This window comes from Streptomyces sp. NPDC058295, assembly GCF_042880655.1.
GTDB classification, from domain to species: domain Bacteria; phylum Actinomycetota; class Actinomycetes; order Streptomycetales; family Streptomycetaceae; genus Streptomyces; species Streptomyces coriariae.
Genome location: NZ_JBHVYO010000005.1, coordinates 254,781 through 279,211 on the forward strand (window position 1 = coordinate 254,781; position 24,431 = coordinate 279,211).

Consider the following 24,431-nt stretch of genomic DNA (forward strand, 5'->3'; position numbering starts at 1 on the left):
TTAGCTTCACCATTCGGCACACAGAAACCGGAGAAGTAGTGCCTACGATCCAGCAGCTGGTCCGGAAGGGCCGGCAGGACAAGGTCGAGAAGAACAAGACGCCCGCACTCGAGGGTTCGCCCCAGCGTCGCGGCGTCTGCACGCGTGTGTTCACGACCACCCCGAAGAAGCCGAACTCGGCCCTGCGTAAGGTCGCGCGTGTGCGTCTGACCAGCGGTATCGAGGTCACTGCTTACATTCCGGGTGAGGGACACAACCTGCAGGAGCACTCCATCGTGCTCGTGCGTGGTGGCCGTGTGAAGGACCTGCCCGGTGTTCGCTACAAGATCATCCGCGGTTCGCTCGACACCCAGGGTGTCAAGAACCGCAAGCAGGCCCGCAGCCGCTACGGCGCCAAGAAGGAGAAGTAAACAATGCCTCGTAAGGGCCCTGCCCCGAAGCGCCCGGTCATCATCGACCCGGTCTACGGTTCTCCTCTTGTCACGTCGCTCATCAACAAGGTGCTGCTGAACGGCAAGCGCTCCACCGCCGAGCGCATCGTCTACGGCGCCATGGAGGGCCTGCGCGAGAAGACCGGCAACGACCCGGTCATCACGCTGAAGCGCGCTCTCGAGAACATCAAGCCGACCATCGAGGTCAAGTCCCGCCGTGTCGGTGGCGCGACCTACCAGGTCCCGATCGAGGTCAAGCCGGGTCGCGCGAGCACCCTGGCGCTGCGCTGGCTCGTCGGTTACTCCCGCGCCCGTCGCGAGAAGACCATGACCGAGCGCCTCCTCAACGAGCTTCTCGACGCGTCCAACGGCCTCGGCGCCGCTGTGAAGAAGCGCGAGGACACCCACAAGATGGCCGAGTCCAACAAGGCCTTCGCGCACTACCGCTGGTAGTCGCTACCCACATCGAGACCGAGAGAAGACGAAAGCCTTATGGCTACCACTTCACTTGACCTGGCCAAGGTCCGCAACATCGGGATCATGGCCCATATCGACGCGGGCAAGACGACCACCACCGAGCGGATCCTGTTCTACACCGGCGTCTCCTACAAGATCGGTGAGGTCCACGACGGCGCCGCCACGATGGACTGGATGGAGCAGGAGCAGGAGCGTGGCATCACGATCACCTCTGCTGCCACCACCTGTCACTGGCCGCTTGCCGATGTCGACCACACCATCAACATCATCGACACCCCGGGCCACGTCGACTTCACCGTCGAGGTGGAGCGTTCGCTGCGCGTGCTCGACGGTGCCGTGACGGTGTTCGACGGTGTCGCGGGTGTCGAGCCCCAGTCCGAGACCGTTTGGCGTCAGGCGGACCGCTACGGCGTCCCGCGTATCTGCTTCGTCAACAAGCTCGACCGGACCGGTGCCGAGTTCCACCGCTGTGTCGACATGATCAGCAGCCGCCTCGGCGCGCAGCCGATCGTCATGCAGCTGCCGATCGGTGCCGAGGCCGACTTCAAGGGCGTCGTCGACCTGGTCACGATGAAGGCCTTCGTGTGGTCCGCCGAGGCGGAGAAGGGCGAGATGTACGACGTCGTCGACATCCCGGCCACCCACACCGAGGCTGCCGAGGAGTACCGCGGCAAGCTCGTCGAGACCGTCGCCGAGAACGACGACGAGATCATGGAGCTGTACCTGGAGGGCCAGGAGCCTTCCGTGGAGCAGCTGTACGCCGCGATCCGTCGCATCACCATCGCGTCCGGCAAGTCCAACGACACCACGGTCACCCCGGTGTTCTGTGGCACCGCGTTCAAGAACAAGGGCGTTCAGCCCCTGCTCGACGCGGTCGTGCGCTACCTTCCCTCCCCCCTGGACGTCGAGGCCATCGAGGGCCACGACGTCAAGGACCCGGAGGCGATCGTCAAGCGCAAGCCGTCCGACGACGAGCCGCTGTCCGCGCTGGCGTTCAAGATCATGAGCGACCCGCACCTCGGCAAGCTCACCTTCGTCCGGGTTTACTCGGGCCGCCTGGAGTCCGGCACCGCCGTGCTGAACTCCGTCAAGGGCAAGAAGGAGCGCATCGGCAAGATCTACCGCATGCACGCGAACAAGCGTGAGGAGATCGCGTCGGTCGGCGCCGGCGACATCGTCGCCGTCATGGGTCTGAAGCAGACCACGACCGGCGAGACGCTGTGCGACGACAAGCAGCCCGTGATCCTGGAGTCCATGGACTTCCCGGCTCCGGTCATCCAGGTCGCCATCGAGCCCAAGTCGAAGGGCGACCAGGAGAAGCTGGGCATCGCGATCCAGCGCCTGGCCGAAGAGGACCCGTCGTTCCAGGTCCACTCGGACGAGGAGACCGGCCAGACCATCATCGGTGGCATGGGCGAGCTGCACCTCGAGGTGCTGGTCGACCGTATGCGCCGTGAGTTCAAGGTCGAGGCCAACGTCGGCAAGCCGCAGGTCGCCTACCGCGAGACCATCCGCAAGGCGGTCGACCGGGTCGACTACACGCACAAGAAGCAGACTGGCGGTACCGGCCAGTTCGCGAAGGTGCAGATCGCGATCGAGCCGATCGAGGGCGGCGACGCCTCGTACGAGTTCGTGAACAAGGTGACCGGTGGTCGTATCCCGAAGGAGTACATCCCTTCGGTCGACGCCGGTGCGCAGGAGGCCATGCAGTTCGGCATCCTCGCCGGTTACGAGATGACCGGCGTGCGCGTGATCCTGCTCGACGGTGGCTACCACGAGGTGGACTCCTCCGAGCTCGCGTTCAAGATCGCCGGTTCGCAGGCCTTCAAGGAGGCCGCGCGCAAGGCCAGCCCCGTGCTGCTCGAGCCGATGATGGCCGTCGAGGTCACCACGCCCGAGGACTACATGGGCGAGGTCATCGGCGACATCAACTCCCGCCGTGGTCAGATCCAGGCCATGGAGGAGCGGGCCGGTGCCCGCGTCGTCAAGGGCCTGGTGCCCCTGTCGGAGATGTTCGGCTACGTCGGCGACCTCCGCAGCAAGACGTCGGGTCGCGCAAGCTACTCGATGCAGTTCGACTCCTACGCCGAGGTTCCCCGGAACGTCGCCGAGGAGATCATCGCGAAGGCCAAGGGCGAGTAACACACTCGGTTTACACGCCGTAGGCTTGACTCCGGAGCCTCAAGGGGCAAACAGCCGCATCCCCGGATGTTTGCCCCCTGGACCCGGGCTTTCCAGCAAAGATCACCTGGCGCCGATGAAGCAAGGCGTTCCAGAACCACTCCCAGGAGGACCCCCGTGGCGAAGGCGAAGTTCGAGCGGACTAAGCCGCACGTCAACATCGGCACCATCGGTCACATCGACCACGGTAAGACGACCCTCACGGCCGCCATTACCAAGGTGCTGCACGACAAGTACCCGGACCTGAACGAGGCCTCGGCCTTCGACCAGATCGACAAGGCTCCCGAAGAGCGCCAGCGCGGTATCACCATCTCCATCGCGCACGTCGAGTACCAGACGGAGGGCCGCCACTACGCCCACGTCGACTGCCCGGGTCACGCGGACTACATCAAGAACATGATCACCGGTGCCGCGCAGATGGACGGCGCGATCCTCGTGGTCGCCGCCACCGACGGCCCGATGCCGCAGACCAAGGAGCACGTGCTCCTGGCCCGCCAGGTCGGCGTTCCGTACATCGTCGTCGCCCTGAACAAGGCCGACATGGTGGACGACGAGGAGATCCTGGAGCTCGTCGAGCTCGAGGTCCGTGAGCTCCTCTCCGAGTACGAGTTCCCGGGCGACGACCTGCCGGTCGTCAAGGTCTCGGCGCTCAAGGCGCTCGAGGGCGACGCCGAGTGGGGTCAGTCGGTTCTCGACCTCATGGCCGCCGTCGACGAGGCGATCCCGACCCCCGAGCGTGACGTCGACAAGCCGTTCCTCATGCCCGTCGAGGACGTCTTCACGATCACCGGTCGCGGTACGGTCGTCACCGGCCGTATCGAGCGTGGTGTCCTGAAGGTCAACGAGACCGTTGACATCATCGGCATCAAGCAGGAGAAGACCACCACCACGGTCACCGGCATCGAGATGTTCCGCAAGCTGCTCGACGAGGGCCAGGCGGGCGAGAACGTCGGTCTGCTCCTCCGTGGCATCAAGCGCGAGGACGTCGAGCGCGGCCAGGTCATCATCAAGCCGGGTTCGGTCACGCCGCACACCGACTTCGAGGCCCAGGCCTACATCCTGTCCAAGGACGAGGGTGGCCGCCACACGCCGTTCTTCAACAACTACCGTCCGCAGTTCTACTTCCGTACGACGGACGTGACGGGCGTTGTGACCCTCCCCGAGGGCACCGAAATGGTGATGCCGGGTGACAACACCGAGATGAAGGTGGAGCTCATCCAGCCCATCGCCATGGAAGAGGGCCTGAAGTTCGCCATCCGTGAGGGTGGTCGCACGGTGGGCGCCGGCCAGGTCACCAAGATCACCAAGTAGTTCTTGCTGATCGACCTGGTAGCTCCAGCCTGAGCTGAGCACCTGAGAGGGCCCGTACGACTCCGGTCGTACGGGCCCTTTCGCATGCGCGGGCGGCGGGCGGCTCAGTCCCGCTCGCCCGCCTTGTCGACGACGACGGTGGCGAGACGGGTGGACGTGGCGACGACCGTGCCCTTCGGGACGAACGGGCCGCCGGAGGCCTTGCCGCCCGCGTAGTAGTCCATGCCGGCCACCCAGCGGACACCTCGGTAGGCGAAGGTCTCCGGGTCGAGCAGCACCTGCATGCTGTTGCGCTCCCACGCGTAGTCGCGGAAGTTGCCGTCGACGCCGATCGCCAGGACCTTCCGTCCCGCGCCGTCGGTCGTGTCGACGGGCTCGGTGGCTCCGGCAAGGCCGGTGATGACGCGGTGGATCGTGCGGGCCTTGTCGGAAGGGACGTCCGTGGCTCCGGAGAGAACCTCGACCACCTCGTCGAAGTCGCGCTGGGCCTGGGTGAGCCTGACCTTGTAGGTGGCGCGGTCGGGGACGGACCGCTCAAGGATCAGCCGCAGCGCGGCGTCGGGGTCCTCGGGGAGGTCCGCCACCAGGGCGTCAGTGGCCTGGGGCGAGAGGTAGTTCGAGTTGGGGCCGCCCCACTTGTGTACGGCGCCCGTACCACTCGCGTCCCCGACGGCCTGCTTCCCGCCGTCGTACCGGGTCCACGCCTCGTCGTCCGTGGACCTGGCCGGTTCCCTGGTGCACGGCTCCGCTCCGGGATTCATGTAGAACGCGCCGGCCTCGCCGTACCCTTGCGGGCCCAGATTCGTCCGGCAGCTCCATGTGTCGTACCGGCTCTCCAGGTACACCCACTGGTGTGCCCCGATCGGGGCTGCCGGTTTGGCCGGCGTCGTGTGGTCCCCCCGTAGCGTCAGCGTGGAGAGCAGGGCAGCGGCCACCACTGCGGCGACCACGGCGAGCGCCCTGAGCTGCCAGCCGCCGTACCCGCGCCGGGGCGCGCCGATCTCGTCCAGCAGTCGCTGACGGGCCGGGGTGAGCCGGGCGTGGTCGGGCACGGGAGCGTCGGCGCGCAATTGCCGGACCGCTGTCATCTCGTCCATCGCCGGTTCAGCCATGGCCGATCACCTCCGCGGAGTCGCGTACGAACGTGGGGTCCACATCACCGAGTGCGAGGCGTACCTTTCTGCGGGCCCGGTTGAGGCGGGAGCGCACCGTGCCCACCGGGATGGACAGTGCCTCGGCGACCTCCTGGTAGCCGAGGTCCGCCCAGGCGACCAGCAGCAGGACGTCCCGGTCACCGCGCGAGAGACCGGCCAGCGCGCCGGCCAGGCGGCTCTGTGCGGCCTGCGCGGTGACCCGGCTGTCGCTGCGGTCGGTCCAGGAGTCGGCCACGGGGTCGTGGCCCGTGCGGGCCAGGGCCCTGAGCGCCCGCACCTCGGTACGGCGCTGCTTGCCGATGAGGTTGGCGGCGATTCCGTACAGCCAGGGCCGGGCACTGGCGCGCGAGACGTCGTAACGCCCCCGCGTGCGGAACGCGGCCAGGAAGGTGTCGGCGGTGATGTCCTCGGCCGCGTCCTCGCCCAGCCGTCGGGCCGCGTACCGGTGGATCACCGCCGCGTGCCGGTGGTAGAGCTCCCCGAACAACTCGGGTCGGGTCAGGGAGTCGGCGATGACGGAGGCGTCCTCGTCATGTCTGCCAGGGGGGCTGTTCACGCGGGCTCCGTGTCTGCCGTCGGTCGGATACACCCGTTGTTACCCGTAGCCCTCGAACGGGTTCACGGTGACCGGCCTCACGTCCGGGCCCCGAAAGGCCCCTGCCGGACGGGCTCGGCGTTTGACCTACGTCACGTCCGGGGTATTGTCTCCGGCTCGATTGGCGGAGGCGGTGCCCCATATGGCAGACTGTCGGAGTTGCTCGGTCGAGTGTTGATGTTGCGCGCCTCCCGCCGGGAGGACCGAAAGCGAGTCCCACAGTACTCGTCGCCCTAACTGCCTGTTGGCAGCGCTGGGGCGGACGTACGGGAATCTTTCGGGAAGTGTCAATAGAGCGCCGACCAGGCACCCGGTGGACCTTTCGTCCCCGGCTTGCGGTTCCGGAAGGGCCGTGTTTTCCCGGCAGGGATGTTCGAACAAGGGGCATCTGTGTCGGCGAGAGCGCGACACACCCGACCGCGTGGGTCGGAGAAACGAAGTAAACGGACCATCTGGTTCCAGAGCGTTAGAAGAGACAGGACTACTGAGTAGCCATGGCGGGACAGAAGATCCGCATCCGGCTCAAGGCCTACGACCACGAGGTCATCGACTCCTCGGCGAAGAAGATCGTCGAGACGGTGACCCGCACTGGTGCGTCGGTCGCGGGCCCGGTGCCGCTGCCCACTGAGAAGAACGTGTACTGCGTCATCAAGTCGCCGCACAAGTACAAGGACTCGCGCGAGCACTTCGAGATGCGCACGCACAAGCGCCTGATCGACATTCTCGACCCGACTCCCAAGACCGTTGACTCTCTGATGCGACTCGACCTCCCGGCCGGTGTCGACATCGAGATCAAGCTTTAGGGGCCGGTGATCTGAAGAATGGCTAAGCAGATCAAGGGCATCCTGGGCGAGAAGCTCGGCATGACGCAGGTGTGGGACGAGAACAACCGTGTTGTTCCGGTCACCGTCGTCAAGGCCAGCCCCAATGTCGTGACCCAGGTCCGTACGAACGACAGCGACGGCTACGAGTCCGTCCAGATCGCCTTCGGCGAGATCGACCCGCGCAAGGTGAACAAGCCCCTCAAGGGTCACTTCGCCAAGGCCGACGTCACCCCCCGTCGCCACCTCGTCGAGATCCGCACCGCGGACGCCTCCGAGTACACGCTGGGCCAGGAGATCACCGCTGAGGTGTTCGAGGCCGGCGTGAAGGTCGACGTGACCGGCAAGAGCAAGGGCAAGGGCTTCGCCGGTGTCATGAAGCGTCACAACTTCAAGGGCCTCGGCGCCGGACACGGCACCCAGCGCAAGCACCGCTCGCCCGGTTCCATCGGTGGCTGCGCCACCCCGGGCCGCGTGTTCAAGGGCCTCCGCATGGCGGGTCGCATGGGCAACGAGCGTGTCACCACCCAGAACCTGACCGTCCACGCCGTTGACGCGGAGAAGGGTCTGCTGCTCATCAAGGGCGCTGTCCCCGGTCCGAACGGCGGCCTCGTCCTGGTCCGCACTGCGGCCAAGGGGGCCTGAGGTACCGATGAGCACTGTTGACATCCTTTCGCCTGCAGGCGAGAAGACCGGAAGCGTCGAGCTCCCCGCGGAGATCTTCGGCGTGGAGAAGATCAGCATCCCGCTGATCCACCAGGTCGTCGTCGCGCAGAACGCGGCTGCCCGCCAGGGCACGCACAAGACCAAGCGCCGCGGTGAAGTCCGCGGTGGCGGTAAGAAGCCTTACCGCCAGAAGGGCACCGGCCGCGCGCGCCAGGGCTCGACCCGCGCGCCGCAGTTCGCCGGCGGTGGCGTCGTCCACGGCCCGCAGCCGCGTGACTACTCGCAGCGGACCCCGAAGAAGATGAAGGCTGCCGCTCTGCGTCACGCCCTCACCGACCGGGCCCGCCACAACCGCATTCACGTCGTCACCGGCGTGATCGAGGGCGAGGCTCCCTCCACGAAGGCCGCTCGCACGCTGTTCGGCAAGATCTCGGAGCGCAAGAACCTGCTCCTGGTCGTCGACCGCGCCGACGAGGCCGCGTGGCTGTCCGCCCGCAACCTGCCCCAGGTGCACATCCTGGAGCCGGGCCAGCTGAACACGTACGACGTGATCGTCTCGGACGACGTGGTCTTCACCCAGGCCGCTCTCGAGTCCTTCGTCGCCGGCCCGCAGGCCAACGACACCGAAGGGAGTGACGCCTGATGGCTACGCGTCACCCGAGCATCGCCTCCAAGGCGGCCAAGGTCGCCAAGGCCGCGCGCGTCGCCAAGGCGAAGCGCCACGCCACCGAAGGCAAGAACACCGTCGTCACCGCGCCCAGCAAGGCGTTCACGGACCTCCGTGACGTGCTGCTGAAGCCGGTCGTGTCGGAGAAGAGCTACGCGCTCCTCGACGAGAACAAGTACACGTTCATCGTCGCCCCGAACGCCAACAAGACCCAGATCAAGCAGGCCGTCCAGGCGGTCTTCTCGGTCAAGGTCACCGGGGTCAACACGATCAACCGCATCGGCAAGCGCAAGCGCACGAAGACCGGTTTCGGTCAGCGTGCCGGCACGAAGCGCGCGATCGTGACCCTTGCCGAGGGCGACCGTATCGACATCTTCGGCGGTCCGACCGCCTGAGGGCGGTCCGGATCGTCCGATATCGGACGAGGACTGAATAATGGGAATCCGCAAGTACAAGCCGACTACGCCGGGCCGTCGTGGCTCCAGCGTCGCCGACTTCGTCGAGGTCACGCGGTCCACGCCGGAGAAGTCGCTGGTCCGCCCGCTGCACAGCAAGGGCGGCCGTAACAACGCCGGTCGTGTGACCGTTCGCCACCAGGGTGGCGGACACAAGCGCGCCTACCGAGTGATCGACTTCCGTCGTCACGACAAGGACGGCGTGCCGGCGAAGGTCGCGCACATCGAGTACGACCCCAACCGCACCGCGCGCATCGCGCTGCTGCACTATGCCGACGGCGAGAAGCGCTACATCCTCGCGCCGCGCAACCTGTCGCAGGGCGACCGCGTCGAGAACGGTCCCGGGGCCGACATCAAGCCGGGCAACAACCTGGCGCTCCGCAACATCCCGGTCGGTACCACGATCCACGCGATCGAGATCCGTCCGGGTGGCGGCGCCAAGTTCGCCCGCTCCGCCGGTGCCTCGGTGCAGCTGCTCGCGAAGGAGGGCACGATGGCCCACCTTCGTATGCCGTCCGGTGAGATCCGTCTGGTCGACCAGCGCTGCCGCGCCACGGTCGGCGAGGTCGGCAACGCCGAGCAGAGCAACATCAACTGGGGCAAGGCCGGCCGTAAGCGCTGGCTGGGCGTCCGCCCGACCGTTCGCGGTGTGGCGATGAACCCGGTTGACCACCCCCACGGTGGTGGTGAGGGCAAGACCTCCGGTGGTCGCCACCCGGTCAGCCCCTGGGGTCAGAAGGAGGGTCGTACTCGTTCGCCGAAGAAGGCTTCGAACAAGTACATCGTCCGCCGCCGCAAGACGAACAAGAAGCGCTAGGAGCGGGTTTAGATGCCGCGCAGTCTCAAGAAGGGGCCCTTCGTCGACGGACACCTCGTAAAGAAGGTGGACGCCCAGAACGAAGCCGGTTCCAAGAACGTCATCAAGACCTGGTCCCGTCGCTCGATGATCATCCCGGCCATGCTGGGTCACACGATCGCGGTGCACAACGGCAAGACCCACATTCCGGTGTTTGTCACCGAGTCGATGGTCGGCCACAAGCTCGGCGAGTTCTCGCCGACGCGCACCTTCCGGGGTCACGTCAAGGACGACCGGAAGTCGAAGCGCCGCTAACGCGGGGTGGAATGACCATGACAGACACTGGAAGGACAACCATGGAAGCCAGGGCCCAGGCGCGGTACATCCGCGTCACGCCCATGAAGGCCCGCCGGGTGGTGGACCTTATCCGTGGCATGGACGCCACGGAGGCTCAGGCGGTCCTGCGTTTCGCCCCGCAGGCCGCGAGCGTGCCGGTCGGCAAGGTGCTGGACAGCGCCATTGCCAACGCCGCGCACAACTACGACCACACTGACGCCGACAGCCTCTTCATTTCCGAGGCGTACGTCGACGAGGGTCCGACCCTGAAGCGGTTCCGTCCGCGTGCCCAGGGCCGCGCATACCGGATCCGCAAGCGGACCAGCCACATCACCGTGGTCCTCAGCAGCAAGGAAGGATCCCGGTAATGGGCCAGAAGGTTAACCCGCATGGGTTCCGGCTCGGCATCACCACGGACTTCAAGTCCCGTTGGTACGCCGACAAGTCGTACAAGGAATACGTCGGAGAAGACGTCGCCATCCGTCGGATGATGACGTCCGGCATGGAGCGCGCCGGCATCTCGAAGGTGGAGATCGAGCGCACCCGTGACCGCGTGCGTGTGGACATCCACACCGCTCGCCCGGGCATCGTCATCGGCCGCCGCGGCGCCGAGGCCGACCGTATTCGTGGCGACCTGGAGAAGCTGACCAAGAAGCAGGTTCAGCTGAACATCCTCGAGGTCAAGAACCCCGAGGTCGACGCTCAGCTGGTGGCTCAGGCCGTCGCCGAGCAGCTCTCCTCCCGCGTCTCCTTCCGTCGCGCCATGCGTAAGAGCATGCAGTCGGCGATGAAGGCGGGCGCCAAGGGCATCAAGATCCAGTGCGGTGGCCGCCTCGGTGGCGCCGAGATGTCCCGCTCGGAGTTCTACCGCGAGGGCCGTGTGCCCCTGCACACGCTCCGCGCGAACGTGGACTACGGCTTCTTCGAGGCCAAGACGACCTTCGGCCGCATCGGCGTGAAGGTCTGGATCTACAAGGGCGATGTCAAGAACATCGCCGAGGTCCGCGCCGAGAACGCTGCTGCCCGCGCCGGCAACCGCCCGGCCCGTGGTGGCGGCGGCGCCGACCGCCCGGCCCGTGGTGGCCGTGGTGGCGAGCGTGGCGGTCGCGGTCGCAAGCCGCAGCAGGCTCCCGCTGCCGAGGCCCCCAAGGCCGAGGCTCCGGCGGCCGCTCCGGCTGAGAGCACCGGAACGGAGGCCTGACCGAAATGCTGATCCCCCGTAGGGTCAAGCACCGCAAGCAGCACCACCCGAAGCGCCGTGGTCAGGCCAAGGGCGGTACGACGGTCTCGTTCGGCGAGTACGGCATTCAGGCCCTCACGCCGGCGTACGTGACCAACCGCCAGATCGAGGCGGCCCGTATCGCGATGACCCGCCACATCAAGCGTGGTGGCAAGGTCTGGATCAACATCTACCCGGACCGCCCGCTCACGAAGAAGCCTGCCGAGACCCGCATGGGTTCCGGTAAGGGTTCTCCGGAGTGGTGGATCGCGAACGTGCACCCGGGTCGGGTCATGTTCGAACTGTCCTACCCCAACGAGAAGATCGCCCGTGAGGCCCTCACTCGCGCAGCCCACAAGCTGCCGATGAAGTGCCGGATCGTCAAGCGCGAGGCAGGTGAAGCGTGATGTCGGCCGGTACCAAGGCGTCCGAGCTGCGCGAACTGGGTGACGAGGAGCTTCTCAACAAGCTCCGCGAAGCCAAGGAAGAGCTGTTCAACCTCCGCTTCCAGGCGGCGACGGGTCAGCTCGAGAACCACGGTCGGCTCAAGGCCGTCCGTAAGGACATCGCGCGGATCTACACCCTGATGCGTGAGCGCGAGCTGGGCATCGAGACGGTGGAGAGCGCCTGATGAGCGAGAGCAACGTGACCGAGAACAACACTGAGGCGCGCGGATTCCGCAAGACCCGTGAGGGTCTCGTCGTCAGCGACAAGATGGACAAGACCGTCGTCGTCGCCGTCGAGGACCGTGTGAAGCACGCGCTGTACGGCAAGGTCATCCGCCGTACGAACAAGCTCAAGGCTCACGACGAGCAGAACGCCGCGGGCGTCGGCGACCGTGTCCTCCTCGCGGAGACCCGGCCGCTGTCCGCCACGAAGCGCTGGCGCGTCGTCGAGATCCTCGAGAAGGCCAAGTAGGTAATTCCCGCAAGGGAATTCCAGTAAGTCGGCCTGCGGGGCATCCCTCGCAGGACAGTTCCGCCAGGCTCCGCAGGGGTCCTCTTACGAGGCCCCTGCGGGGAACCGGCAGACACACAGGAGATAGACGTGATCCAGCAGGAGTCGCGACTGCGCGTCGCCGACAACACTGGTGCGAAGGAAATCCTTTGCATCCGTGTGCTCGGTGGCTCCGGTCGCCGCTACGCGGGCATCGGTGACGTCATCGTCGCCACCGTCAAGGACGCGATCCCCGGCGGCAACGTGAAGAAGGGTGACGTCATCAAGGCGGTCATCGTTCGCACCGTCAAGGAGCGTCGCCGTCCCGACGGCTCGTACATCCGCTTCGACGAGAACGCCGCTGTCATTCTGAAGAACGACGGCGACCCTCGTGGCACCCGTATCTTCGGCCCGGTCGGCCGGGAGCTGCGCGAGAAGAAGTTCATGAAGATCATCTCGCTGGCTCCGGAGGTGCTGTAAGCATGAAGATCAAGAAGGGCGACCTGGTTCAGGTCATCACCGGTAAGGACAAGGGCAAGCAGGGCAAGGTCATCGCGGCCTTCCCCCGTGAGGACCGCGTCCTGGTCGAGGGTGTCAACCGGGTCAAGAAGCACACCAAGGCCGGCCCGACCGCAAAGGGTTCGCAGGCCGGCGGCATCGTCACGACCGAGGCGCCTGTCCACGTCTCCAACGTCCAGCTGGTCGTTGAGAAGGACGGCAACAAGGTCGTCACGCGTGTGGGTTACCGCTTCGACGACGAGGGCAACAAGATCCGCGTTGCCAAGCGGACGGGTGAGGACATCTGATGGCTACCACCACCACTCCGCGTCTCAAGACGAAGTACCGCGAGGAGATCGCGGGCAAGCTGCGTGAGGAGTTCTCCTACGAGAACGTCATGCAGATCCCCGGCCTCGTCAAGATCGTGGTCAACATGGGTGTGGGCGACGCCGCCCGCGACTCCAAGCTGATCGATGGCGCCATCCGCGACCTCACCACGATCACCGGTCAGAAGCCGGCCGTCACCAAGGCCCGCAAGTCCATCGCGCAGTTCAAGCTGCGTGAGGGTCAGCCGATCGGTGCCCACGTCACGCTTCGTGGCGACCGCATGTGGGAGTTCCTGGACCGCACCCTGTCGCTCGCGCTTCCGCGCATCCGCGACTTCCGTGGTCTGTCCCCCAAGCAGTTCGACGGCCGTGGCAACTACACCTTCGGTCTCACGGAGCAGGTCATGTTCCACGAGATCGACCAGGACAAGATCGACCGTGTCCGGGGTATGGACATCACCGTGGTCACCACGGCGACCAACGACGCTGAGGGCCGTGCGCTCCTTCGTCACCTCGGCTTCCCCTTCAAGGAGGCGTGAGCGAGATGGCGAAGAAGGCTCTGATCGCAAAGGCTGCTCGTAAGCCCAAGTTCGCTGTGCGGGCGTACAACCGCTGCCAGCGTTGCGGCCGTCCCCACTCCGTGTACCGCAAGTTCGGCCTCTGCCGTGTGTGCCTTCGTGAGATGGCTCACCGCGGCGAGCTGCCGGGCGTGACCAAGAGCTCCTGGTAAACCCCCTTTTAGGGGTTCCAGGCGCTCTCGGTAAGCAATGGGTGTGTCAGTTGCCCACCTCTTCATGGCTTAGGCTTGGAGGGTTGGGCACCTGACGCCCGTACGACTTACTACGCCGTAGGTCCACCGCGCCGCACCCGTCCCGTCTCGGATCGGGGAGAGGGATGGCGCACCAGGAAACCCCGGCGAGAGAGGCCACAGGCCAATTCATGACCATGACTGATCCGATCGCAGACATGCTGACGCGTCTGCGGAACGCGAACTCGGCGTACCACGATTCCGTGACGATGCCGGCGTCCAAGATCAAGTCTCACATCGCGGAGATCCTCCAGCAGGAGGGCTTCATCACGGGCTGGAAGGTCGAGGACGCCGAGGTCGGCAAGGACCTCACCCTCGAGCTCAAGTTCGGCCCGAACCGTGAGCGCTCCATTGCGGGCATCAAGCGGATCTCCAAGCCCGGTCTCCGGGTTTACGCGAAGTCCACCTCCCTGCCCAAGGTGCTGGGCGGCCTCGGCGTGGCGATCATCTCCACGTCGCACGGTCTCCTCACCGACAAGCAGGCCGGCAAGAAGGGCGTAGGCGGAGAAGTTCTCGCCTACGTCTGGTAGCGGAAGGGAACGGAGGAAACAGCTATGTCGCGCATTGGCAAGCTCCCCATCACGGTTCCCGCCGGCGTGGACGTCACCATCGACGGCCAGACGGTTGCGGTCAAGGGCCCCAAGGGCACGCTGACCCACACCGTCGTTGCGCCGATCGAGATCGCCAAGGGTGAGGACGGCGTTCTGAACGTCACCCGCCCCAACGACGAGCGTCAGAGCAAGGCCCTGCACGGCCTGTCCCGCACGCTGGTGGCGAACATGATCACCGGCGTGACCCAGGGTTACGTGAAGAAGCTCGAGATCAGTGGTGTCGGTTACCGCGTGACCGCGAAGGGCTCGAACCTCGAGTTCGCGCTCGGTTACAGCCACCCGATCACCGTCGAGGCCCCCGAGGGAATCTCCTTCAAGGTCGAGAACCCCACCCGGTTCTCGGTCGAGGGCATCGACAAGCAGAAGGTCGGCGAGGTTGCGGCCAACATCCGCAAGCTGCGCAAGCCCGACCCGTACAAGGCCAAGGGTGTCAAGTACGAGGGCGAAGTCATCCGCCGCAAGGTCGGAAAGGCGGGTAAGTAAGCCATGGCATACGGACAGAAGATCCTCAAGGGCGACGCTTACAAGCGTGCCGCGATCAAGCGTCGCCACATCCGGATCCGTAAGCACATCTCGGGTACGGCTGAGCGTCCGCGCCTGGTCGTGACACGCTCGAACCGCCACATCGTGGCTCAGGTCATCGACGACATCAAGGGTCACACCCTGGCGTCGGCGTCGACCCTGGACACGACGATCCGCGGCGGCGAGGGCGACAAGTCCGCGCAGGCCAAGTCGGTCGGCGCCCTGGTCGCCGAGCGCGCCAAGGCCGCCGGTGTCGAGGCTGTCGTATTCGACCGTGGTGGCAACCAGTACGCCGGGCGCATCGCCGCCCTGGCGGACGCCGCCCGCGAAGCCGGACTCAAGTTCTGAGTCGCCCGTCGCGCTAGCGACTTCGGTCGCTGCGTAGCTAGCGGAAAAAGAGAGAGGTAATCCAATGGCTGGACCCCAGCGCCGCGGAAGCGGTGCCGGTGGCGGCGAGCGGCGGGACCGGAAGGGCCGTGACGGCGGCGCTGCTGCCGCCGAGAAGACCGCGTACGTTGAGCGCGTCGTCGCGATCAACCGTGTCGCCAAGGTTGTGAAGGGTGGTCGTCGCTTCAGCTTCACTGCGCTCGTCGTAGTGGGCGATGGCGATGGCACCGTCGGTGTCGGTTACGGCAAGGCCAAGGAGGTGCCGGCCGCGATCGCCAAGGGTGTTGAAGAGGCCAAGAAGCACTTCTTCAAGGTCCCCCGTATCCAGGGCACCATCCCGCACCCGATCACGGGCGAGAAGGCCGCGGGCGTCGTCCTGCTCAAGCCTGCTTCCCCCGGTACCGGCGTTATCGCCGGTGGCCCGGTGCGTGCCGTGCTCGAGTGCGCCGGCGTTCACGACATCCTGTCGAAGTCGCTCGGCTCGTCGAACGCGATCAACATCGTGCACGCGACCGTGGAGGCCCTGAAGGGCCTGCAGCGTCCCGAGGAGATCGCGGCCCGCCGTGGTCTGCCCCTCGAGGACGTCGCTCCCGCGGCTCTGCTTCGTGCGCGTGCCGGGGCTGGTGCGTAATGGCTCGCCTCAAGATCACGCAGACGAAGTCGTACATCGGCAGCAAGCAGAACCACCGCGACACGCTGCGTTCGCTCGGGCTCAAGCGCCTGAACGACGTGGTCGTCAAGGAGGACCGCCCCGAGTTCCGCGGAATGGTGCACACCGTCCGCCACCTCGTGACGGTTGAGGAGGTCGACTGATCATGGCGGAAAACAACCCGCTCAAGATCCACAACCTCCGTCCCGCCCCGGGCGCCAAGACCGCCAAGACCCGTGTCGGTCGTGGTGAGGCGTCGAAGGGTAAGACGGCCGGTCGTGGTACCAAGGGCACGAAGGCCCGTTACCAGGTTCCGGAGCGCTTCGAGGGTGGGCAGATGCCCCTCCACATGCGTCTTCCGAAGCTCAAGGGCTTCAGGAACCCGTTCAAGATCGAGTTCCAGGTCGTGAACCTCGACAAGCTGGCGGCGCTGTACCCCGAGGGTGGCGAGGTCACCGTCGAGGGCCTCATCGCCAAGGGCGCCGTTCGCAAGAACAGCCTCGTCAAGGTCCTCGGCCAGGGCGAGATCTCCGTGGCGCTCCAGGTGACGGTCGACGCCGTCTCCGGGTCCGCCAAGGAGAAGATCACCGCCGCCGGCGGTACCGTCACCGAGCTCGTCTGAACACCACAGGCGTCTCGATGACTTGAGCGATCCCGACCGGGGATACCCCACATTTGGGGTATCCCCGGTTGGTCGTTCCTACGGCGGTACTCTCGCCGGTAAGGTGACCTGCACTGCCCACTTTCACAAGATGCTTCCCATGGGGCACCTTGAGCGGCAGTCGACCGTTACACATGTCGTTGTCGTTGTCGTTGTTCTTATTGGACCCTCAAGACCGTCACCCTTGACGCAGATGCGCGGGGGTCGCAGGAGGCACCGTGCTCACCGCGTTCGCCCGGGCGTTCAGGACGCCCGACCTGCGCAAGAAGCTGCTCTTCACGCTTGCCATCATCGTGATCTACCGGCTCGGAACGCATATTCCGATCCCCGGTGTCGACTACACGTCCGTTCAGCGGTGTGTGGACGAGGCGTCCGGCAACCAGGGCCTCTTCGGTCTGGTGAACATGTTCAGCGGCGGCGCGCTGCTCCAGATCACCATTTTCGCGCTGGGCATCATGCCGTACATCACCGCGAGCATCATCCTTCAGCTGCTGACCGTGGTGATCCCGCGTCTGGAAGCCCTCAAGAAGGAGGGCCAGGCCGGCACCGCGAAGATCACGCAGTACACCCGCTACCTCACCGTGGCGCTCGCCATTCTCCAGGGCACCGGCCTGGTGGCCACCGCCCGCAGCGGCGCCCTGTTCTCCGGTTGCACGGTCGCCTCGAGCATCGTCCCGGACCGCGCGATCTTCACCACCATCGTCATGGTCATCTGCATGACCGCCGGTACGGCCATGGTCATGTGGCTCGGTGAGCTCATCACCGACCGCGGTATCGGCAACGGCATGTCGATCCTGATGTTCATCTCGATCGCCGCGACCTTCCCCTCGGCCCTGTGGGCCATCAAGAAGCAGGGCACGCTCGCGGGCGGCTGGATCGAGTTCGGCACCGTCATCCTGGTCGGCCTGGTCATGGTCGGTCTGGTGGTCTTCGTCGAGCAGGCCCAGCGCCGGATCCCCGTGCAGTACGCGAAGCGCATGATCGGCCGCCGGTCCTACGGCGGTACCTCGACGTACATCCCGCTGAAGGTGAACCAGGCCGGTGTGATCCCGGTCATCTTCGCCTCGTCGCTGCTCTACATCCCGGCTCTCGTCGCCCAGTTCTCCAGCGGAACGTCCACCTGGAAGACCTGGATCGAGACCAACCTGACCAAGGGTGACCACCCGATCTACATCAGCATGTACTTCCTGCTGATCGTTTTCTTCGCGTTCTTCTACGTGGCTATCTCCTTCAACCCCGAGGAAGTAGCCGACAACATGAAGAAGTATGGTGGCTTCATCCCGGGCATCCGGGCTGGCCGACCGACCGCTGAGTACCTGTCCTACGTACTCAACCGGATCACCTGGCCGGGTTCGCTGTATCTGGGTCTGATCGCTCTTGTACCGACGATGGCGTTGGTTGGCTTCGGGGCAAGCCAGAACTTCCCGTTCGGTGGTACCAGCATCCTGATCATCGTGGGTGTCGGTCTCGAGACGGTGAAGCAAATCGAGAGCCAGCTCCAGCAGCGCAATTACGAAGGGTTCCTCCGCTGATGCGTATCGTCCTCGTCGGGCCGCCGGGCGCCGGAAAGGGAACGCAGGCCACACGTCTGGCCGAGAAGCTCCGCGTTCCGCACATCTCCACGGGCGACCTGTTCCGCGCCAACATCAGCCAGCAGACGGAGCTCGGGAAACTCGCGAAGTCCTACATGGACGCCGGCAACCTCGTCCCCGACGAGGTCACCATCGCCATGGCCAAGGACCGCATGGAGCAGCCGGACGCCGAGCGCGGTTTCCTGCTGGACGGTTTCCCGCGCAACGTCTCGCAGGCCGAGGCGCTGGACGAGCTCCTCACCATCGAGGGCATCAAGCTGGACGCGGTACTGGACCTGGAGGCCCCGGAGGAGGAGGTCGTCAAGCGGATCGCCGGCCGGCGCATCTGCCGTAACGACTCCTCGCACGTCTTCCACGTGACGTACAAGAAGCCCGCCAAGGAAGGCGTCTGTGACGTCTGCGGCGGCGAGCTGTACCAGCGGGACGACGACTCCGAGGAGACGGTCCGCACGCGGCTCGAGGTCTACCACACGCAGACCGAGCCGATCATCGACTACTACAAGTCGCAGGGCCTGGTCGTGACGATCGAGGCCATGGGCCCGGTGGAAGAGGTCACCGCCCGTGCGCTGGCCGCACTGAAGCGTGAGGGCGACGACCAGTAGGCGTCGCTCCTGTACGGCCGTGGAGTCCTTCGGGACACCACGGCCGTACTGTTGTGTGCATACGTAACCCGACCGACCTGAGTGACGGAGAGCGCAGGCCCCCCATGGTGCAGATCAAGAGCCCCGAGCAGATCGCCAAGATGCGTGAGGCGGGGCTGGTCGTCGCCGCCATCCACGCGGCCACGCGCGAAGCGGCGGTGCCGGGGGCGACGACGAAGGACCTGGACGACGTCGCCCGCAAGGTCCTGGCGGAGAACGGCGCGAAGTCGAACTTCCTCGGCTACGGCGGCTTCCCCGCGACGATCTGCACCTCGGTGAACGACGTGGTGGTGCACGGCATCCCCTCCGACGAGGTCGTCCTCAAGGACGGCGACCTCATCTCCATCGACTGCGGCGCGATCGTCGACGGCTGGCACGGTGACGCGGCGTACACGGCGTTCGTCGGCTCGGGGCACGCTCCGGAGCTGATCGAGCTCTCCCGGGTCACCGAGGAGTCGATGTGGGCCGGCATCGCCGCCATGAAGACGGGCGGCCGGCTGGTCGACGTCTCCCGCGCGATCGAGACGTACGTCCGGCGTCAGCCCAAGCCGGGCGGCGGGCGCTACGGCATCGTCGAGGATTACGGCGGTCACGGCATCGGCACCGAGATGCACATGGACCCGCATCTGCTGAACTACGTCGACCGCCGGCGGGGCAAGGGGCCGAAGCTGGTTCCCGGCTTCTGCCTGGCCATCGAGCCGATGGTGTCCCTGGGCACCCCGCGGACCGAGGTCCTCGAGGACGACTGGACGGTCATCACGACCGACGGGACCTGGTCCTCGCACTGGGAGCACTCGGTCGCGCTGACGGAGGCGGGGCCGCTGGTGCTGACGGCTGTCGACGGCGGCAAGGCGAAGCTGGCGGAGCACGGGGTTACGGCGGCGCCGGACCCGCTGGGCTGAGGTTCCCTCCCGGGGCGCGCTGTGGGGTCTCTCGCCCCCGCCGCCCCTTCCCTTCCCGTCCCTCGGGGCTGCGCCCCCAGACCCCCGCTGCGGCCTGGACGGCCTCGTTCTCAAACGCCGGACGGGCTGAGGTCCCGGGTGGGTGGGGTGACGGCCCGCGGATCTTCCCGGGCCTGGACGGCCTCGTCCTCAAGCGCGCCGACGGGGTGAGGTGGCGGGTGGGGTGGGGCTTTGCTTAAGGATCTCCTCTGTGGGGCAGACTTCCGGATTCGTGTTTCCGCGGGGCCTGACGTAGACTGACTCGTCGGCTCTCGTGCACCCGCATGTCTGCATGCACCCTTAGGGGAAACGCAGGGGAGTCGATCAAGGTAGTCGATTCGAAGGGCGAAGCGTGGCCAAGAAGCAAGGTGCCATCGAGATCGAGGGCACTGTCGTCGAGTCTCTTCCGAACGCCATGTTCAAGGTCGAGCTCCAGAACGGCCACCAGGTCCTGGCGCACATCAGCGGCAAGATGCGTATGCACTACATCCGTATCCTCCCTGACGACCGGGTCGTGGTGGAGCTGTCTCCGTACGACCTGACGCGTGGCCGGATCGTCTACCGCTACAAGTAGATCTTGCCCAGGTCTTGTGCGCCCGGTCGGGCGTGCGGGGCTGTCGGCAACTGACCCGGAGAACCTCACCCAATGAAGGTCAAGCCGAGCGTCAAGAAGATCTGCGACAAGTGCAGGGTGATCCGCCGTCACGGTCGGGTCATGGTCATTTGCGAGAACCCGCGCCACAAGCAGCGCCAGGGCTGATCGCTTACAGATCACACCCTCTGCATCGACATCGCAGAGACTTCGCGCGACGCGAGCTGAATTTGTTCATACGCAGATCCCAGGCGGGTTCACCCTCCTGATACCCCCGGCTCGGAGGCCGGGGACCCATTCGTACCTAATCCCCTGTCGCTCATCGAGTGACCGGAGGAGGCCGGCGGATGGGAGTCGGTTCTGCGGAAGACCTCCGAAGATCAACTGGAGCCATTGAATGGCACGCGTTTCCGGTGTCGACATCCCGCGCGAAAAGCGTGTGGAGGTCGCCCTCACCTACGTGTTCGGCATCGGCCGGACCCTGTCCCAGGAGACGCTGGCAGCGACCGGCGTCGACCCGAACACCCGCGTTCGCGACCTCTCCGAGGAGCAGCTCGTCGCGATCCGCGAGTACGTGGACGCCAACATCAAGACCGAGGGTGACCTTCGTCGCGAGATCCAGGCCGACATCCGCCGCAAGGTCGAGATCGGTTGCTACCAGGGTCTCCGTCACCGTCGTGGTCTGCCTGTCCGCGGTCAGCGCACCAGCACGAACGCTCGTACCCGCAAGGGCCCGCGTCGCGCCATCGCCGGCAAGAAGAAGCCGGGCAAGAAGTAGTCCTCAGCGGGACAACGCTTCATCAGCGGTCTTCGCTGTAGGACCGACCACCTCCCCGTAGGAGTTTGTAGATGCCCCCCAAGGGTCGTCAGGGCGCTGCCAAGAAGGTGCGCCGCAAGGAAAAGAAGAACGTCGCGCATGGCCAGGCGCACATCAAGAGCACGTTCAACAACACGATCGTGTCCATCACGGACCCGGCCGGAAACGTGATCTCGTGGGCCTCCGCCGGCCACGTCGGTTTCAAGGGCTCGCGCAAGTCCACGCCGTTCGCCGCGCAGATGGCCGCCGAGTCGGCTGCCCGTCGCGCGCAGGAGCACGGCATGCGCAAGGTCGACGTCTTCGTCAAGGGCCCGGGCGCCGGTCGTGAGACCGCCATCCGCTCCCTGCAGGCGACGGGCCTCGAGGTCGGCTCCATCCAGGACGTCACCCCGACCCCGCACAACGGCTGCCGCCCGCCGAAGCGTCGTCGCGTCTGACGCACGGCCGCGTGTCGGTCTGAAGGCTTTCGGGCGGTACGGCTCTGTAAAGGGCCGTATCGCCCGTACCCTTGCAGTACCCGTGCGGTGAAAACGCACAGTTCCGTCGGGCGTCAAATAGCGGGCGTCCACGAAAGAAGGATCTGATCGCCACATGCTGATCGCTCAGCGTCCCTCGTTGACCGAAGAGGTCGTCGACGAGTTCCGCTCCCGGTTCGTGATCGAGCCGCTGGAGCCGGGCTTCGGTTACACCCTCGGAAACTCCCTCCGCCGGACCCTCCTGTCCTCGATCCCGGGTGCGGCCGTCACGTCCATCCGTATCGACGGCGTGCTGCACGAGTTCACCACCGTGCCGGGCGTCAAGGAGGACGTCACCGACCTGATCCTCAACATCAAGCAGCTGGTCGTCTCCTCGGAGCACGACGAGCCGGTCGTGATGTACCTGCGCAAGCAGGGCCCGGGTCTGGTCACCGCCGCCGACATCGCGCCCCCGGCCGGTGTCGAGGTGCACAACCCCGACCTCGTCCTCGCCACGCTCAACGGCAAGGGCAAGCTGGAGATGGAGCTGACCGTCGAGCGCGGTCGCGGTTACGTCTCCGCCGTGCAGAACAAGCAGCTGGGTCAGGAGATCGGGCGCGTCCCGGTCGACTCGATCTACTCGCCGGTTCTCAAGGTCACGTACAAGGTCGAGGCCACGCGTGTCGAGCAGCGCACCGACTTCGACAAGCTGATCGTCGACGTCGAGACCAAGCAGGCGATGCGTCCCCGTGACGCCATGGCCTCCGCCGGTAAGACGCTGGTCGAGCTGTTCGGTCTCGCCCGCGAGCTGAACATCGACGCCGAGGGCATCGACATGGGCCCGTCCCCCACGGACGCCGCTCTTGCCGCTGATCTCGCCCTGCCGATCGAGGAGCTCGAGCTCACCGTTCGGTCGTACAACTGCCTCAAGCGTGAGGGCATCCACTCCGTGGGTGAGCTCGTCGCTCGTTCCGAGGCCGACCTGCTGGACATCCGTAACTTCGGTGCGAAGTCCATCGACGAGGTCAAGGCGAAGCTGGCCGGCATGGGCCTCGCGCTCAAGGACAGCCCGCCCGGATTCGACCCCACCGCCGCGGCGGACGCGTTCGGCGCGGACGACGACGCGGATGCGGGATTTGTGGAGACCGAGCAGTACTGAGCACTCCGCGAGGAGGCCGGTTCTGTGACCGCGGGTCCGCTTCGGCTGGTCGCGCCCACGCGACGGAGTCGCAGATGGACACCGTCCCGCGCCCCTTCGGGGGCGCGGATCCTCCGTGCGCTTCGCAAGAGGCGCCCGGATCTCCGACGGGCAATCGCCCGCTCGGACACTGACCCCGGTACCTGATACGGCCGGGGCAGACACCTAGGAGAAAGACCATGCCGAAGCCCACCAAGGGTGCCCGTCTGGGCGGCAGCGCCGCGCACGAGAAGCTGCTCCTCGCGAACCTCGCGAAGTCGCTGTTCGAGCACGGCCGCATCACCACCACCGAGGCGAAGGCGCGCAAGCTGCGTCCGTACGCCGAGCGTCTGGTCACCAAGGCGAAGAAGGGCGACCTTCACAACCGTCGTCAGGTGCTCCAGGTGATCACGGACAAGAGCATCGTGCACACGCTCTTCACCGAGATCGGCCCGCGCTACGAGAACCGCCCGGGTGGCTACACCCGCATCACCAAGATCGGTAACCGTCGTGGCGACAACGCGCCCATGGCTGTCATCGAGCTGGTCGAGGCGCTGACCGTCGCGCAGCAGGCCACTGGTGAGGCCGAGGCCGCCACCAAGCGTGCGGTCAAGGAAGACAGCCTCAAGAAGGACGAGGCCGTCGAGGACGCCAAGCCGGCCGACGAGGCTGCGGCCGAGGAGTCCAAGGACGCCTGAGGCATCGCCTCGCAGTGGACGGGTCCGCCCTTCGGGGCGGGCCCGTTCCGCGTTTCCTAAGGCGTTTGCGAAGGCGTTTCCGGATGCGTCTCGGAAGGCGTCTCCGAAGGTCGCAGGCTTGAGAGGATCCAGGAGTGAGTGACGAAGTACAGCCCGGGTTCGTACGGGTGCGGATGGACCTCTCGTACGACGGGAGCGGGTTCTCCGGGTGGGCCAAGCAGGCCGGCGGGCGGCGGACCGTGCAGGGGGAGATCGAGGACGCCCTGCGGACCGTGACCCGGTCGCGGGAGACCACGTACGAGCTGACCGTGGCCGGGCGGACGGACGCCGGTGTGCACGCGCGCGGGCAGGTGGCGCACGTCGACCTGCCGGAGGACCTCTGGGCCGAGCACCGGGAGAAGCTGCTCAAGCGGCTCGCCGGGCGGCTCGCCAAGGATGTGCGGATCTGGTCCCTGGAGGAGGCACCCGCCGGGTTCAACGCGCGGTTCTCGGCGATCTGGCGCCGCTACGCGTACCGGGTCACCGACAACCCGGGGGGTGTCGACCCCCTGCTGCGCAGCCACGTCCTCTGGCACGACTGGCCGCTCGACGTCGACGCCATGAACGAGGCCGCCCGGCGGCTGCTCGGCGAGCACGACTTCGCCGCCTACTGCAAGCGGCGGGAGGGGGCGACGACCATTCGTACGCTCCAGGAGCTGAGCCTGGTGCGCGGCGAGGACGGGGTCGTCACCGCGACCGTCCGGGCCGACGCCTTCTGCCACAACATGGTGCGTTCGCTGATCGGGGCGCTGCTGTTCGTCGGCGACGGGCACCGGGGTCCGGAGTGGCCCGGGAAGGTGCTGGCCGCGGGCGTGCGGGACTCGGCCGTGCATGTCGTACGGCCGCACGGGCTGACGCTGGAGGAGGTCGGCTACCCGGCCGACGAGCTGCTCGCCGCACGCAACAAGGAGGCACGCAACAGGCGGACGCTGCCCGGGGCCGGGTGCTGCTGACCTGCCGGCCCCGCGTCGG

Annotated in this window: 37 protein-coding genes; 35 read left to right on the forward strand and 2 right to left on the reverse strand. The window is 66.3% G+C overall.

Annotated elements, in window-relative coordinates; genetic code table 11:
* Window positions 1-38: 38 nt before the first annotated feature.
* The 4 genes from rpsL to tuf all read left to right on the forward strand — a co-directional run bounded on the left by rpsL (window position 39) and on the right by tuf (window position 4,400).
* Window positions 39-410 (forward strand): 30S ribosomal protein S12, encoded by a 372-nt coding sequence (rpsL, locus tag ACFVYS_RS07940; protein WP_003948652.1) that lies wholly within the window; start codon window positions 39-41, stop codon window positions 408-410.
* A 3-nt stretch (window positions 411-413) separates the two neighbouring features.
* On the forward strand, window positions 414-884 hold the full coding sequence (gene rpsG, locus ACFVYS_RS07945; protein ID WP_020132641.1) for a 30S ribosomal protein S7: 471 nt from the start codon (window positions 414-416) through the stop codon (window positions 882-884).
* Window positions 885-923: 39 nt separating this feature from the next.
* Window positions 924-3,050 (forward strand): elongation factor G, encoded by a 2,127-nt coding sequence (gene fusA / locus ACFVYS_RS07950; RefSeq protein ID WP_389499876.1) that lies wholly within the window; start codon window positions 924-926, stop codon window positions 3,048-3,050.
* 156 nt (window positions 3,051-3,206) lie between these two features.
* Complete coding sequence (tuf, locus tag ACFVYS_RS07955) at window positions 3,207-4,400, forward strand: elongation factor Tu (protein ID WP_351757707.1); 1,194 nt, start codon at window positions 3,207-3,209, stop codon at window positions 4,398-4,400.
* Window positions 4,401-4,504: 104 nt separating this feature from the next.
* On the opposite strand, the gene ACFVYS_RS07960 is transcribed toward tuf, so the two are convergent.
* Complete coding sequence (locus ACFVYS_RS07960) at window positions 4,505-5,512, reverse strand: hypothetical protein (RefSeq protein ID WP_389499878.1); 1,008 nt, start codon at window positions 5,510-5,512, stop codon at window positions 4,505-4,507.
* The gene (locus ACFVYS_RS07965) at window positions 5,505-6,110 is read right to left on the reverse strand and encodes an RNA polymerase sigma factor (protein ID WP_389499880.1); all 606 of its coding nucleotides are present in this window, start codon (window positions 6,108-6,110) and stop codon (window positions 5,505-5,507) included. The genes ACFVYS_RS07960 and ACFVYS_RS07965 overlap by 8 nt, the downstream gene beginning before the upstream one ends.
* A gap of 533 nt (window positions 6,111-6,643) precedes the next feature.
* Here ACFVYS_RS07965 and rpsJ point away from each other — a divergent pair.
* The 31 genes from rpsJ (at window position 6,644) to truA (ending at window position 24,412) form a co-directional block, all read left to right on the forward strand.
* Entirely contained in the window at window positions 6,644-6,952 is a 309-nt protein-coding gene (rpsJ, locus tag ACFVYS_RS07970; RefSeq protein ID WP_003948644.1) for a 30S ribosomal protein S10, read from the forward strand.
* Between the two features lie 18 nt (window positions 6,953-6,970).
* The gene (gene rplC / locus ACFVYS_RS07975) at window positions 6,971-7,615 is read left to right on the forward strand and encodes a 50S ribosomal protein L3 (RefSeq protein ID WP_020132636.1); all 645 of its coding nucleotides are present in this window, start codon (window positions 6,971-6,973) and stop codon (window positions 7,613-7,615) included.
* A gap of 7 nt (window positions 7,616-7,622) precedes the next feature.
* Window positions 7,623-8,279, forward strand: a complete 657-nt coding sequence (gene rplD, locus ACFVYS_RS07980) for a 50S ribosomal protein L4 (RefSeq protein WP_020132635.1) — start codon at window positions 7,623-7,625, stop codon at window positions 8,277-8,279.
* Entirely contained in the window at window positions 8,279-8,698 is a 420-nt protein-coding gene (gene rplW, locus ACFVYS_RS07985) for a 50S ribosomal protein L23 (protein ID WP_020132634.1), read from the forward strand. Before rplD ends, rplW begins: the two co-directional genes overlap by 1 nt.
* 40 nt (window positions 8,699-8,738) lie before the next feature.
* Window positions 8,739-9,575 (forward strand): 50S ribosomal protein L2, encoded by an 837-nt coding sequence (gene rplB, locus ACFVYS_RS07990; RefSeq protein ID WP_020132633.1) that lies wholly within the window; start codon window positions 8,739-8,741, stop codon window positions 9,573-9,575.
* Between the two features lie 12 nt (window positions 9,576-9,587).
* The gene (gene rpsS / locus ACFVYS_RS07995; RefSeq protein ID WP_020132632.1) at window positions 9,588-9,869 is read left to right on the forward strand and encodes a 30S ribosomal protein S19; all 282 of its coding nucleotides are present in this window, start codon (window positions 9,588-9,590) and stop codon (window positions 9,867-9,869) included.
* 41 nt (window positions 9,870-9,910) lie between these two features.
* Window positions 9,911-10,258, forward strand: coding sequence for a 50S ribosomal protein L22 (gene rplV / locus ACFVYS_RS08000; protein WP_054238783.1), 348 nt, complete (start codon window positions 9,911-9,913; stop codon window positions 10,256-10,258).
* Window positions 10,258-11,091: a 30S ribosomal protein S3 gene (gene rpsC / locus ACFVYS_RS08005; protein ID WP_054238784.1), complete on the forward strand. Its 834-nt coding sequence runs from the start codon at window positions 10,258-10,260 to the stop codon at window positions 11,089-11,091. Before rplV ends, rpsC begins: the two co-directional genes overlap by 1 nt.
* Before the next feature lie 5 nt (window positions 11,092-11,096).
* Window positions 11,097-11,516 carry a 50S ribosomal protein L16 gene (rplP, locus tag ACFVYS_RS08010; protein WP_006140905.1) on the forward strand — a complete coding sequence of 140 codons (420 nt, stop codon included), beginning with the start codon at window positions 11,097-11,099 and terminating at the stop codon, window positions 11,514-11,516.
* Window positions 11,516-11,740 (forward strand): 50S ribosomal protein L29, encoded by a 225-nt coding sequence (gene rpmC / locus ACFVYS_RS08015; protein WP_005481220.1) that lies wholly within the window; start codon window positions 11,516-11,518, stop codon window positions 11,738-11,740. Before rplP ends, rpmC begins: the two co-directional genes overlap by 1 nt.
* Window positions 11,740-12,027: a 30S ribosomal protein S17 gene (rpsQ, locus tag ACFVYS_RS08020; RefSeq protein ID WP_389499885.1), complete on the forward strand. Its 288-nt coding sequence runs from the start codon at window positions 11,740-11,742 to the stop codon at window positions 12,025-12,027. The genes rpmC and rpsQ overlap by 1 nt, the downstream gene beginning before the upstream one ends.
* A 129-nt stretch (window positions 12,028-12,156) precedes the next feature.
* Entirely contained in the window at window positions 12,157-12,525 is a 369-nt protein-coding gene (gene rplN, locus ACFVYS_RS08025; RefSeq protein WP_003992364.1) for a 50S ribosomal protein L14, read from the forward strand.
* Between the two features lie 2 nt (window positions 12,526-12,527).
* Window positions 12,528-12,851: a 50S ribosomal protein L24 gene (gene rplX, locus ACFVYS_RS08030; RefSeq protein ID WP_006376030.1), complete on the forward strand. Its 324-nt coding sequence runs from the start codon at window positions 12,528-12,530 to the stop codon at window positions 12,849-12,851.
* Window positions 12,851-13,408, forward strand: a complete 558-nt coding sequence (gene rplE / locus ACFVYS_RS08035) for a 50S ribosomal protein L5 (protein ID WP_307661676.1) — start codon at window positions 12,851-12,853, stop codon at window positions 13,406-13,408. The genes rplX and rplE overlap by 1 nt, the downstream gene beginning before the upstream one ends.
* 5 nt (window positions 13,409-13,413) lie before the next feature.
* Window positions 13,414-13,599, forward strand: a complete 186-nt coding sequence (locus ACFVYS_RS08040) for a type Z 30S ribosomal protein S14 (RefSeq protein WP_030890724.1) — start codon at window positions 13,414-13,416, stop codon at window positions 13,597-13,599.
* A gap of 209 nt (window positions 13,600-13,808) precedes the next feature.
* On the forward strand, window positions 13,809-14,207 hold the full coding sequence (gene rpsH / locus ACFVYS_RS08045) for a 30S ribosomal protein S8 (RefSeq protein WP_028807312.1): 399 nt from the start codon (window positions 13,809-13,811) through the stop codon (window positions 14,205-14,207).
* Between the two features lie 24 nt (window positions 14,208-14,231).
* Window positions 14,232-14,771 (forward strand): 50S ribosomal protein L6, encoded by a 540-nt coding sequence (gene rplF / locus ACFVYS_RS08050; RefSeq protein WP_171398928.1) that lies wholly within the window; start codon window positions 14,232-14,234, stop codon window positions 14,769-14,771.
* A gap of 3 nt (window positions 14,772-14,774) precedes the next feature.
* The gene (gene rplR, locus ACFVYS_RS08055; protein WP_020132625.1) at window positions 14,775-15,158 is read left to right on the forward strand and encodes a 50S ribosomal protein L18; all 384 of its coding nucleotides are present in this window, start codon (window positions 14,775-14,777) and stop codon (window positions 15,156-15,158) included.
* Window positions 15,159-15,222: 64 nt separating this feature from the next.
* Window positions 15,223-15,828 (forward strand): 30S ribosomal protein S5, encoded by a 606-nt coding sequence (gene rpsE, locus ACFVYS_RS08060; RefSeq protein ID WP_020132624.1) that lies wholly within the window; start codon window positions 15,223-15,225, stop codon window positions 15,826-15,828.
* A complete protein-coding gene (rpmD, locus tag ACFVYS_RS08065; RefSeq protein WP_005313525.1) occupies window positions 15,828-16,010 on the forward strand; it encodes a 50S ribosomal protein L30 in 183 nt (60 codons plus the stop codon). The genes rpsE and rpmD overlap by 1 nt, the downstream gene beginning before the upstream one ends.
* A 2-nt stretch (window positions 16,011-16,012) precedes the next feature.
* Window positions 16,013-16,468, forward strand: a complete 456-nt coding sequence (rplO, locus tag ACFVYS_RS08070; RefSeq protein ID WP_389499890.1) for a 50S ribosomal protein L15 — start codon at window positions 16,013-16,015, stop codon at window positions 16,466-16,468.
* A 257-nt stretch (window positions 16,469-16,725) separates the two neighbouring features.
* Complete coding sequence (gene secY / locus ACFVYS_RS08075) at window positions 16,726-18,039, forward strand: preprotein translocase subunit SecY (RefSeq protein WP_020132622.1); 1,314 nt, start codon at window positions 16,726-16,728, stop codon at window positions 18,037-18,039.
* Window positions 18,039-18,701, forward strand: coding sequence for an adenylate kinase (locus tag ACFVYS_RS08080; protein WP_389499892.1), 663 nt, complete (start codon window positions 18,039-18,041; stop codon window positions 18,699-18,701). Before secY ends, ACFVYS_RS08080 begins: the two co-directional genes overlap by 1 nt.
* A gap of 104 nt (window positions 18,702-18,805) precedes the next feature.
* Window positions 18,806-19,642, forward strand: coding sequence for a type I methionyl aminopeptidase (gene map / locus ACFVYS_RS08085; RefSeq protein WP_389499894.1), 837 nt, complete (start codon window positions 18,806-18,808; stop codon window positions 19,640-19,642).
* 391 nt (window positions 19,643-20,033) lie between these two features.
* Window positions 20,034-20,255, forward strand: a complete 222-nt coding sequence (gene infA / locus ACFVYS_RS08090) for a translation initiation factor IF-1 (protein WP_003948620.1) — start codon at window positions 20,034-20,036, stop codon at window positions 20,253-20,255.
* Window positions 20,256-20,327: 72 nt separating this feature from the next.
* Entirely contained in the window at window positions 20,328-20,441 is a 114-nt protein-coding gene (rpmJ, locus tag ACFVYS_RS08095) for a 50S ribosomal protein L36 (RefSeq protein WP_003998809.1), read from the forward strand.
* Between the two features lie 229 nt (window positions 20,442-20,670).
* Window positions 20,671-21,051, forward strand: a complete 381-nt coding sequence (gene rpsM, locus ACFVYS_RS08100; RefSeq protein ID WP_020132619.1) for a 30S ribosomal protein S13 — start codon at window positions 20,671-20,673, stop codon at window positions 21,049-21,051.
* A gap of 71 nt (window positions 21,052-21,122) precedes the next feature.
* The gene (gene rpsK, locus ACFVYS_RS08105) at window positions 21,123-21,527 is read left to right on the forward strand and encodes a 30S ribosomal protein S11 (protein ID WP_010354218.1); all 405 of its coding nucleotides are present in this window, start codon (window positions 21,123-21,125) and stop codon (window positions 21,525-21,527) included.
* Between the two features lie 154 nt (window positions 21,528-21,681).
* Entirely contained in the window at window positions 21,682-22,704 is a 1,023-nt protein-coding gene (locus tag ACFVYS_RS08110) for a DNA-directed RNA polymerase subunit alpha (protein WP_081553201.1), read from the forward strand.
* Between the two features lie 218 nt (window positions 22,705-22,922).
* Complete coding sequence (gene rplQ / locus ACFVYS_RS08115) at window positions 22,923-23,420, forward strand: 50S ribosomal protein L17 (protein ID WP_020132192.1); 498 nt, start codon at window positions 22,923-22,925, stop codon at window positions 23,418-23,420.
* Between the two features lie 134 nt (window positions 23,421-23,554).
* Entirely contained in the window at window positions 23,555-24,412 is an 858-nt protein-coding gene (truA, locus tag ACFVYS_RS08120) for a tRNA pseudouridine(38-40) synthase TruA (RefSeq protein WP_389499897.1), read from the forward strand.
* Window positions 24,413-24,431: the final 19 nt, after the last annotated feature.

What these genes read in the sequence shown, in the direction of transcription:
- rpsE (WP_020132624.1), top strand. Translation starts at nt 15,223, where the DNA reads ATGGCTGGACCCCAGCGCCGCGGAAGCGGTGCCGGTGGCGGCGAGCGG.
- rpsG (WP_020132641.1), top strand. Translation starts at nt 414, where the DNA reads ATGCCTCGTAAGGGCCCTGCCCCGAAGCGCCCGGTCATCATCGACCCG.
- rplE (WP_307661676.1), top strand. Translation starts at nt 12,851, where the DNA reads ATGGCTACCACCACCACTCCGCGTCTCAAGACGAAGTACCGCGAGGAG.
- rplR (WP_020132625.1), top strand. Translation starts at nt 14,775, where the DNA reads ATGGCATACGGACAGAAGATCCTCAAGGGCGACGCTTACAAGCGTGCC.
- rpsC (WP_054238784.1), top strand. Translation starts at nt 10,258, where the DNA reads ATGGGCCAGAAGGTTAACCCGCATGGGTTCCGGCTCGGCATCACCACG.
- rpmJ (WP_003998809.1), top strand. Translation starts at nt 20,328, where the DNA reads ATGAAGGTCAAGCCGAGCGTCAAGAAGATCTGCGACAAGTGCAGGGTG.
- rplF (WP_171398928.1), top strand. Translation starts at nt 14,232, where the DNA reads ATGTCGCGCATTGGCAAGCTCCCCATCACGGTTCCCGCCGGCGTGGAC.
- map (WP_389499894.1), top strand. Translation starts at nt 18,806, where the DNA reads ATGGTGCAGATCAAGAGCCCCGAGCAGATCGCCAAGATGCGTGAGGCG.
- rplV (WP_054238783.1), top strand. Translation starts at nt 9,911, where the DNA reads ATGGAAGCCAGGGCCCAGGCGCGGTACATCCGCGTCACGCCCATGAAG.
- ACFVYS_RS08080 (WP_389499892.1), top strand. Translation starts at nt 18,039, where the DNA reads ATGCGTATCGTCCTCGTCGGGCCGCCGGGCGCCGGAAAGGGAACGCAG.
- ACFVYS_RS08040 (WP_030890724.1), top strand. Translation starts at nt 13,414, where the DNA reads ATGGCGAAGAAGGCTCTGATCGCAAAGGCTGCTCGTAAGCCCAAGTTC.
- ACFVYS_RS08110 (WP_081553201.1), top strand. Translation starts at nt 21,682, where the DNA reads ATGCTGATCGCTCAGCGTCCCTCGTTGACCGAAGAGGTCGTCGACGAG.
- rpmD (WP_005313525.1), top strand. Translation starts at nt 15,828, where the DNA reads ATGGCTCGCCTCAAGATCACGCAGACGAAGTCGTACATCGGCAGCAAG.
- rpsK (WP_010354218.1), top strand. Translation starts at nt 21,123, where the DNA reads ATGCCCCCCAAGGGTCGTCAGGGCGCTGCCAAGAAGGTGCGCCGCAAG.
- rplD (WP_020132635.1), top strand. Translation starts at nt 7,623, where the DNA reads ATGAGCACTGTTGACATCCTTTCGCCTGCAGGCGAGAAGACCGGAAGC.
- rplW (WP_020132634.1), top strand. Translation starts at nt 8,279, where the DNA reads ATGGCTACGCGTCACCCGAGCATCGCCTCCAAGGCGGCCAAGGTCGCC.
- rpsJ (WP_003948644.1), top strand. Translation starts at nt 6,644, where the DNA reads ATGGCGGGACAGAAGATCCGCATCCGGCTCAAGGCCTACGACCACGAG.
- rpsH (WP_028807312.1), top strand. Translation starts at nt 13,809, where the DNA reads ATGACCATGACTGATCCGATCGCAGACATGCTGACGCGTCTGCGGAAC.
- rpsM (WP_020132619.1), top strand. Translation starts at nt 20,671, where the DNA reads ATGGCACGCGTTTCCGGTGTCGACATCCCGCGCGAAAAGCGTGTGGAG.
- rplB (WP_020132633.1), top strand. Translation starts at nt 8,739, where the DNA reads ATGGGAATCCGCAAGTACAAGCCGACTACGCCGGGCCGTCGTGGCTCC.
- rpsQ (WP_389499885.1), top strand. Translation starts at nt 11,740, where the DNA reads ATGAGCGAGAGCAACGTGACCGAGAACAACACTGAGGCGCGCGGATTC.
- rpsS (WP_020132632.1), top strand. Translation starts at nt 9,588, where the DNA reads ATGCCGCGCAGTCTCAAGAAGGGGCCCTTCGTCGACGGACACCTCGTA.
- rplO (WP_389499890.1), top strand. Translation starts at nt 16,013, where the DNA reads ATGGCGGAAAACAACCCGCTCAAGATCCACAACCTCCGTCCCGCCCCG.
- rplX (WP_006376030.1), top strand. Translation starts at nt 12,528, where the DNA reads ATGAAGATCAAGAAGGGCGACCTGGTTCAGGTCATCACCGGTAAGGAC.
- ACFVYS_RS07960 (WP_389499878.1), bottom strand. Translation starts at nt 5,512, where the DNA reads ATGGCTGAACCGGCGATGGACGAGATGACAGCGGTCCGGCAATTGCGC.
- rplQ (WP_020132192.1), top strand. Translation starts at nt 22,923, where the DNA reads ATGCCGAAGCCCACCAAGGGTGCCCGTCTGGGCGGCAGCGCCGCGCAC.
- rplC (WP_020132636.1), top strand. Translation starts at nt 6,971, where the DNA reads ATGGCTAAGCAGATCAAGGGCATCCTGGGCGAGAAGCTCGGCATGACG.
- fusA (WP_389499876.1), top strand. Translation starts at nt 924, where the DNA reads ATGGCTACCACTTCACTTGACCTGGCCAAGGTCCGCAACATCGGGATC.
- rplP (WP_006140905.1), top strand. Translation starts at nt 11,097, where the DNA reads ATGCTGATCCCCCGTAGGGTCAAGCACCGCAAGCAGCACCACCCGAAG.
- rpmC (WP_005481220.1), top strand. Translation starts at nt 11,516, where the DNA reads ATGTCGGCCGGTACCAAGGCGTCCGAGCTGCGCGAACTGGGTGACGAG.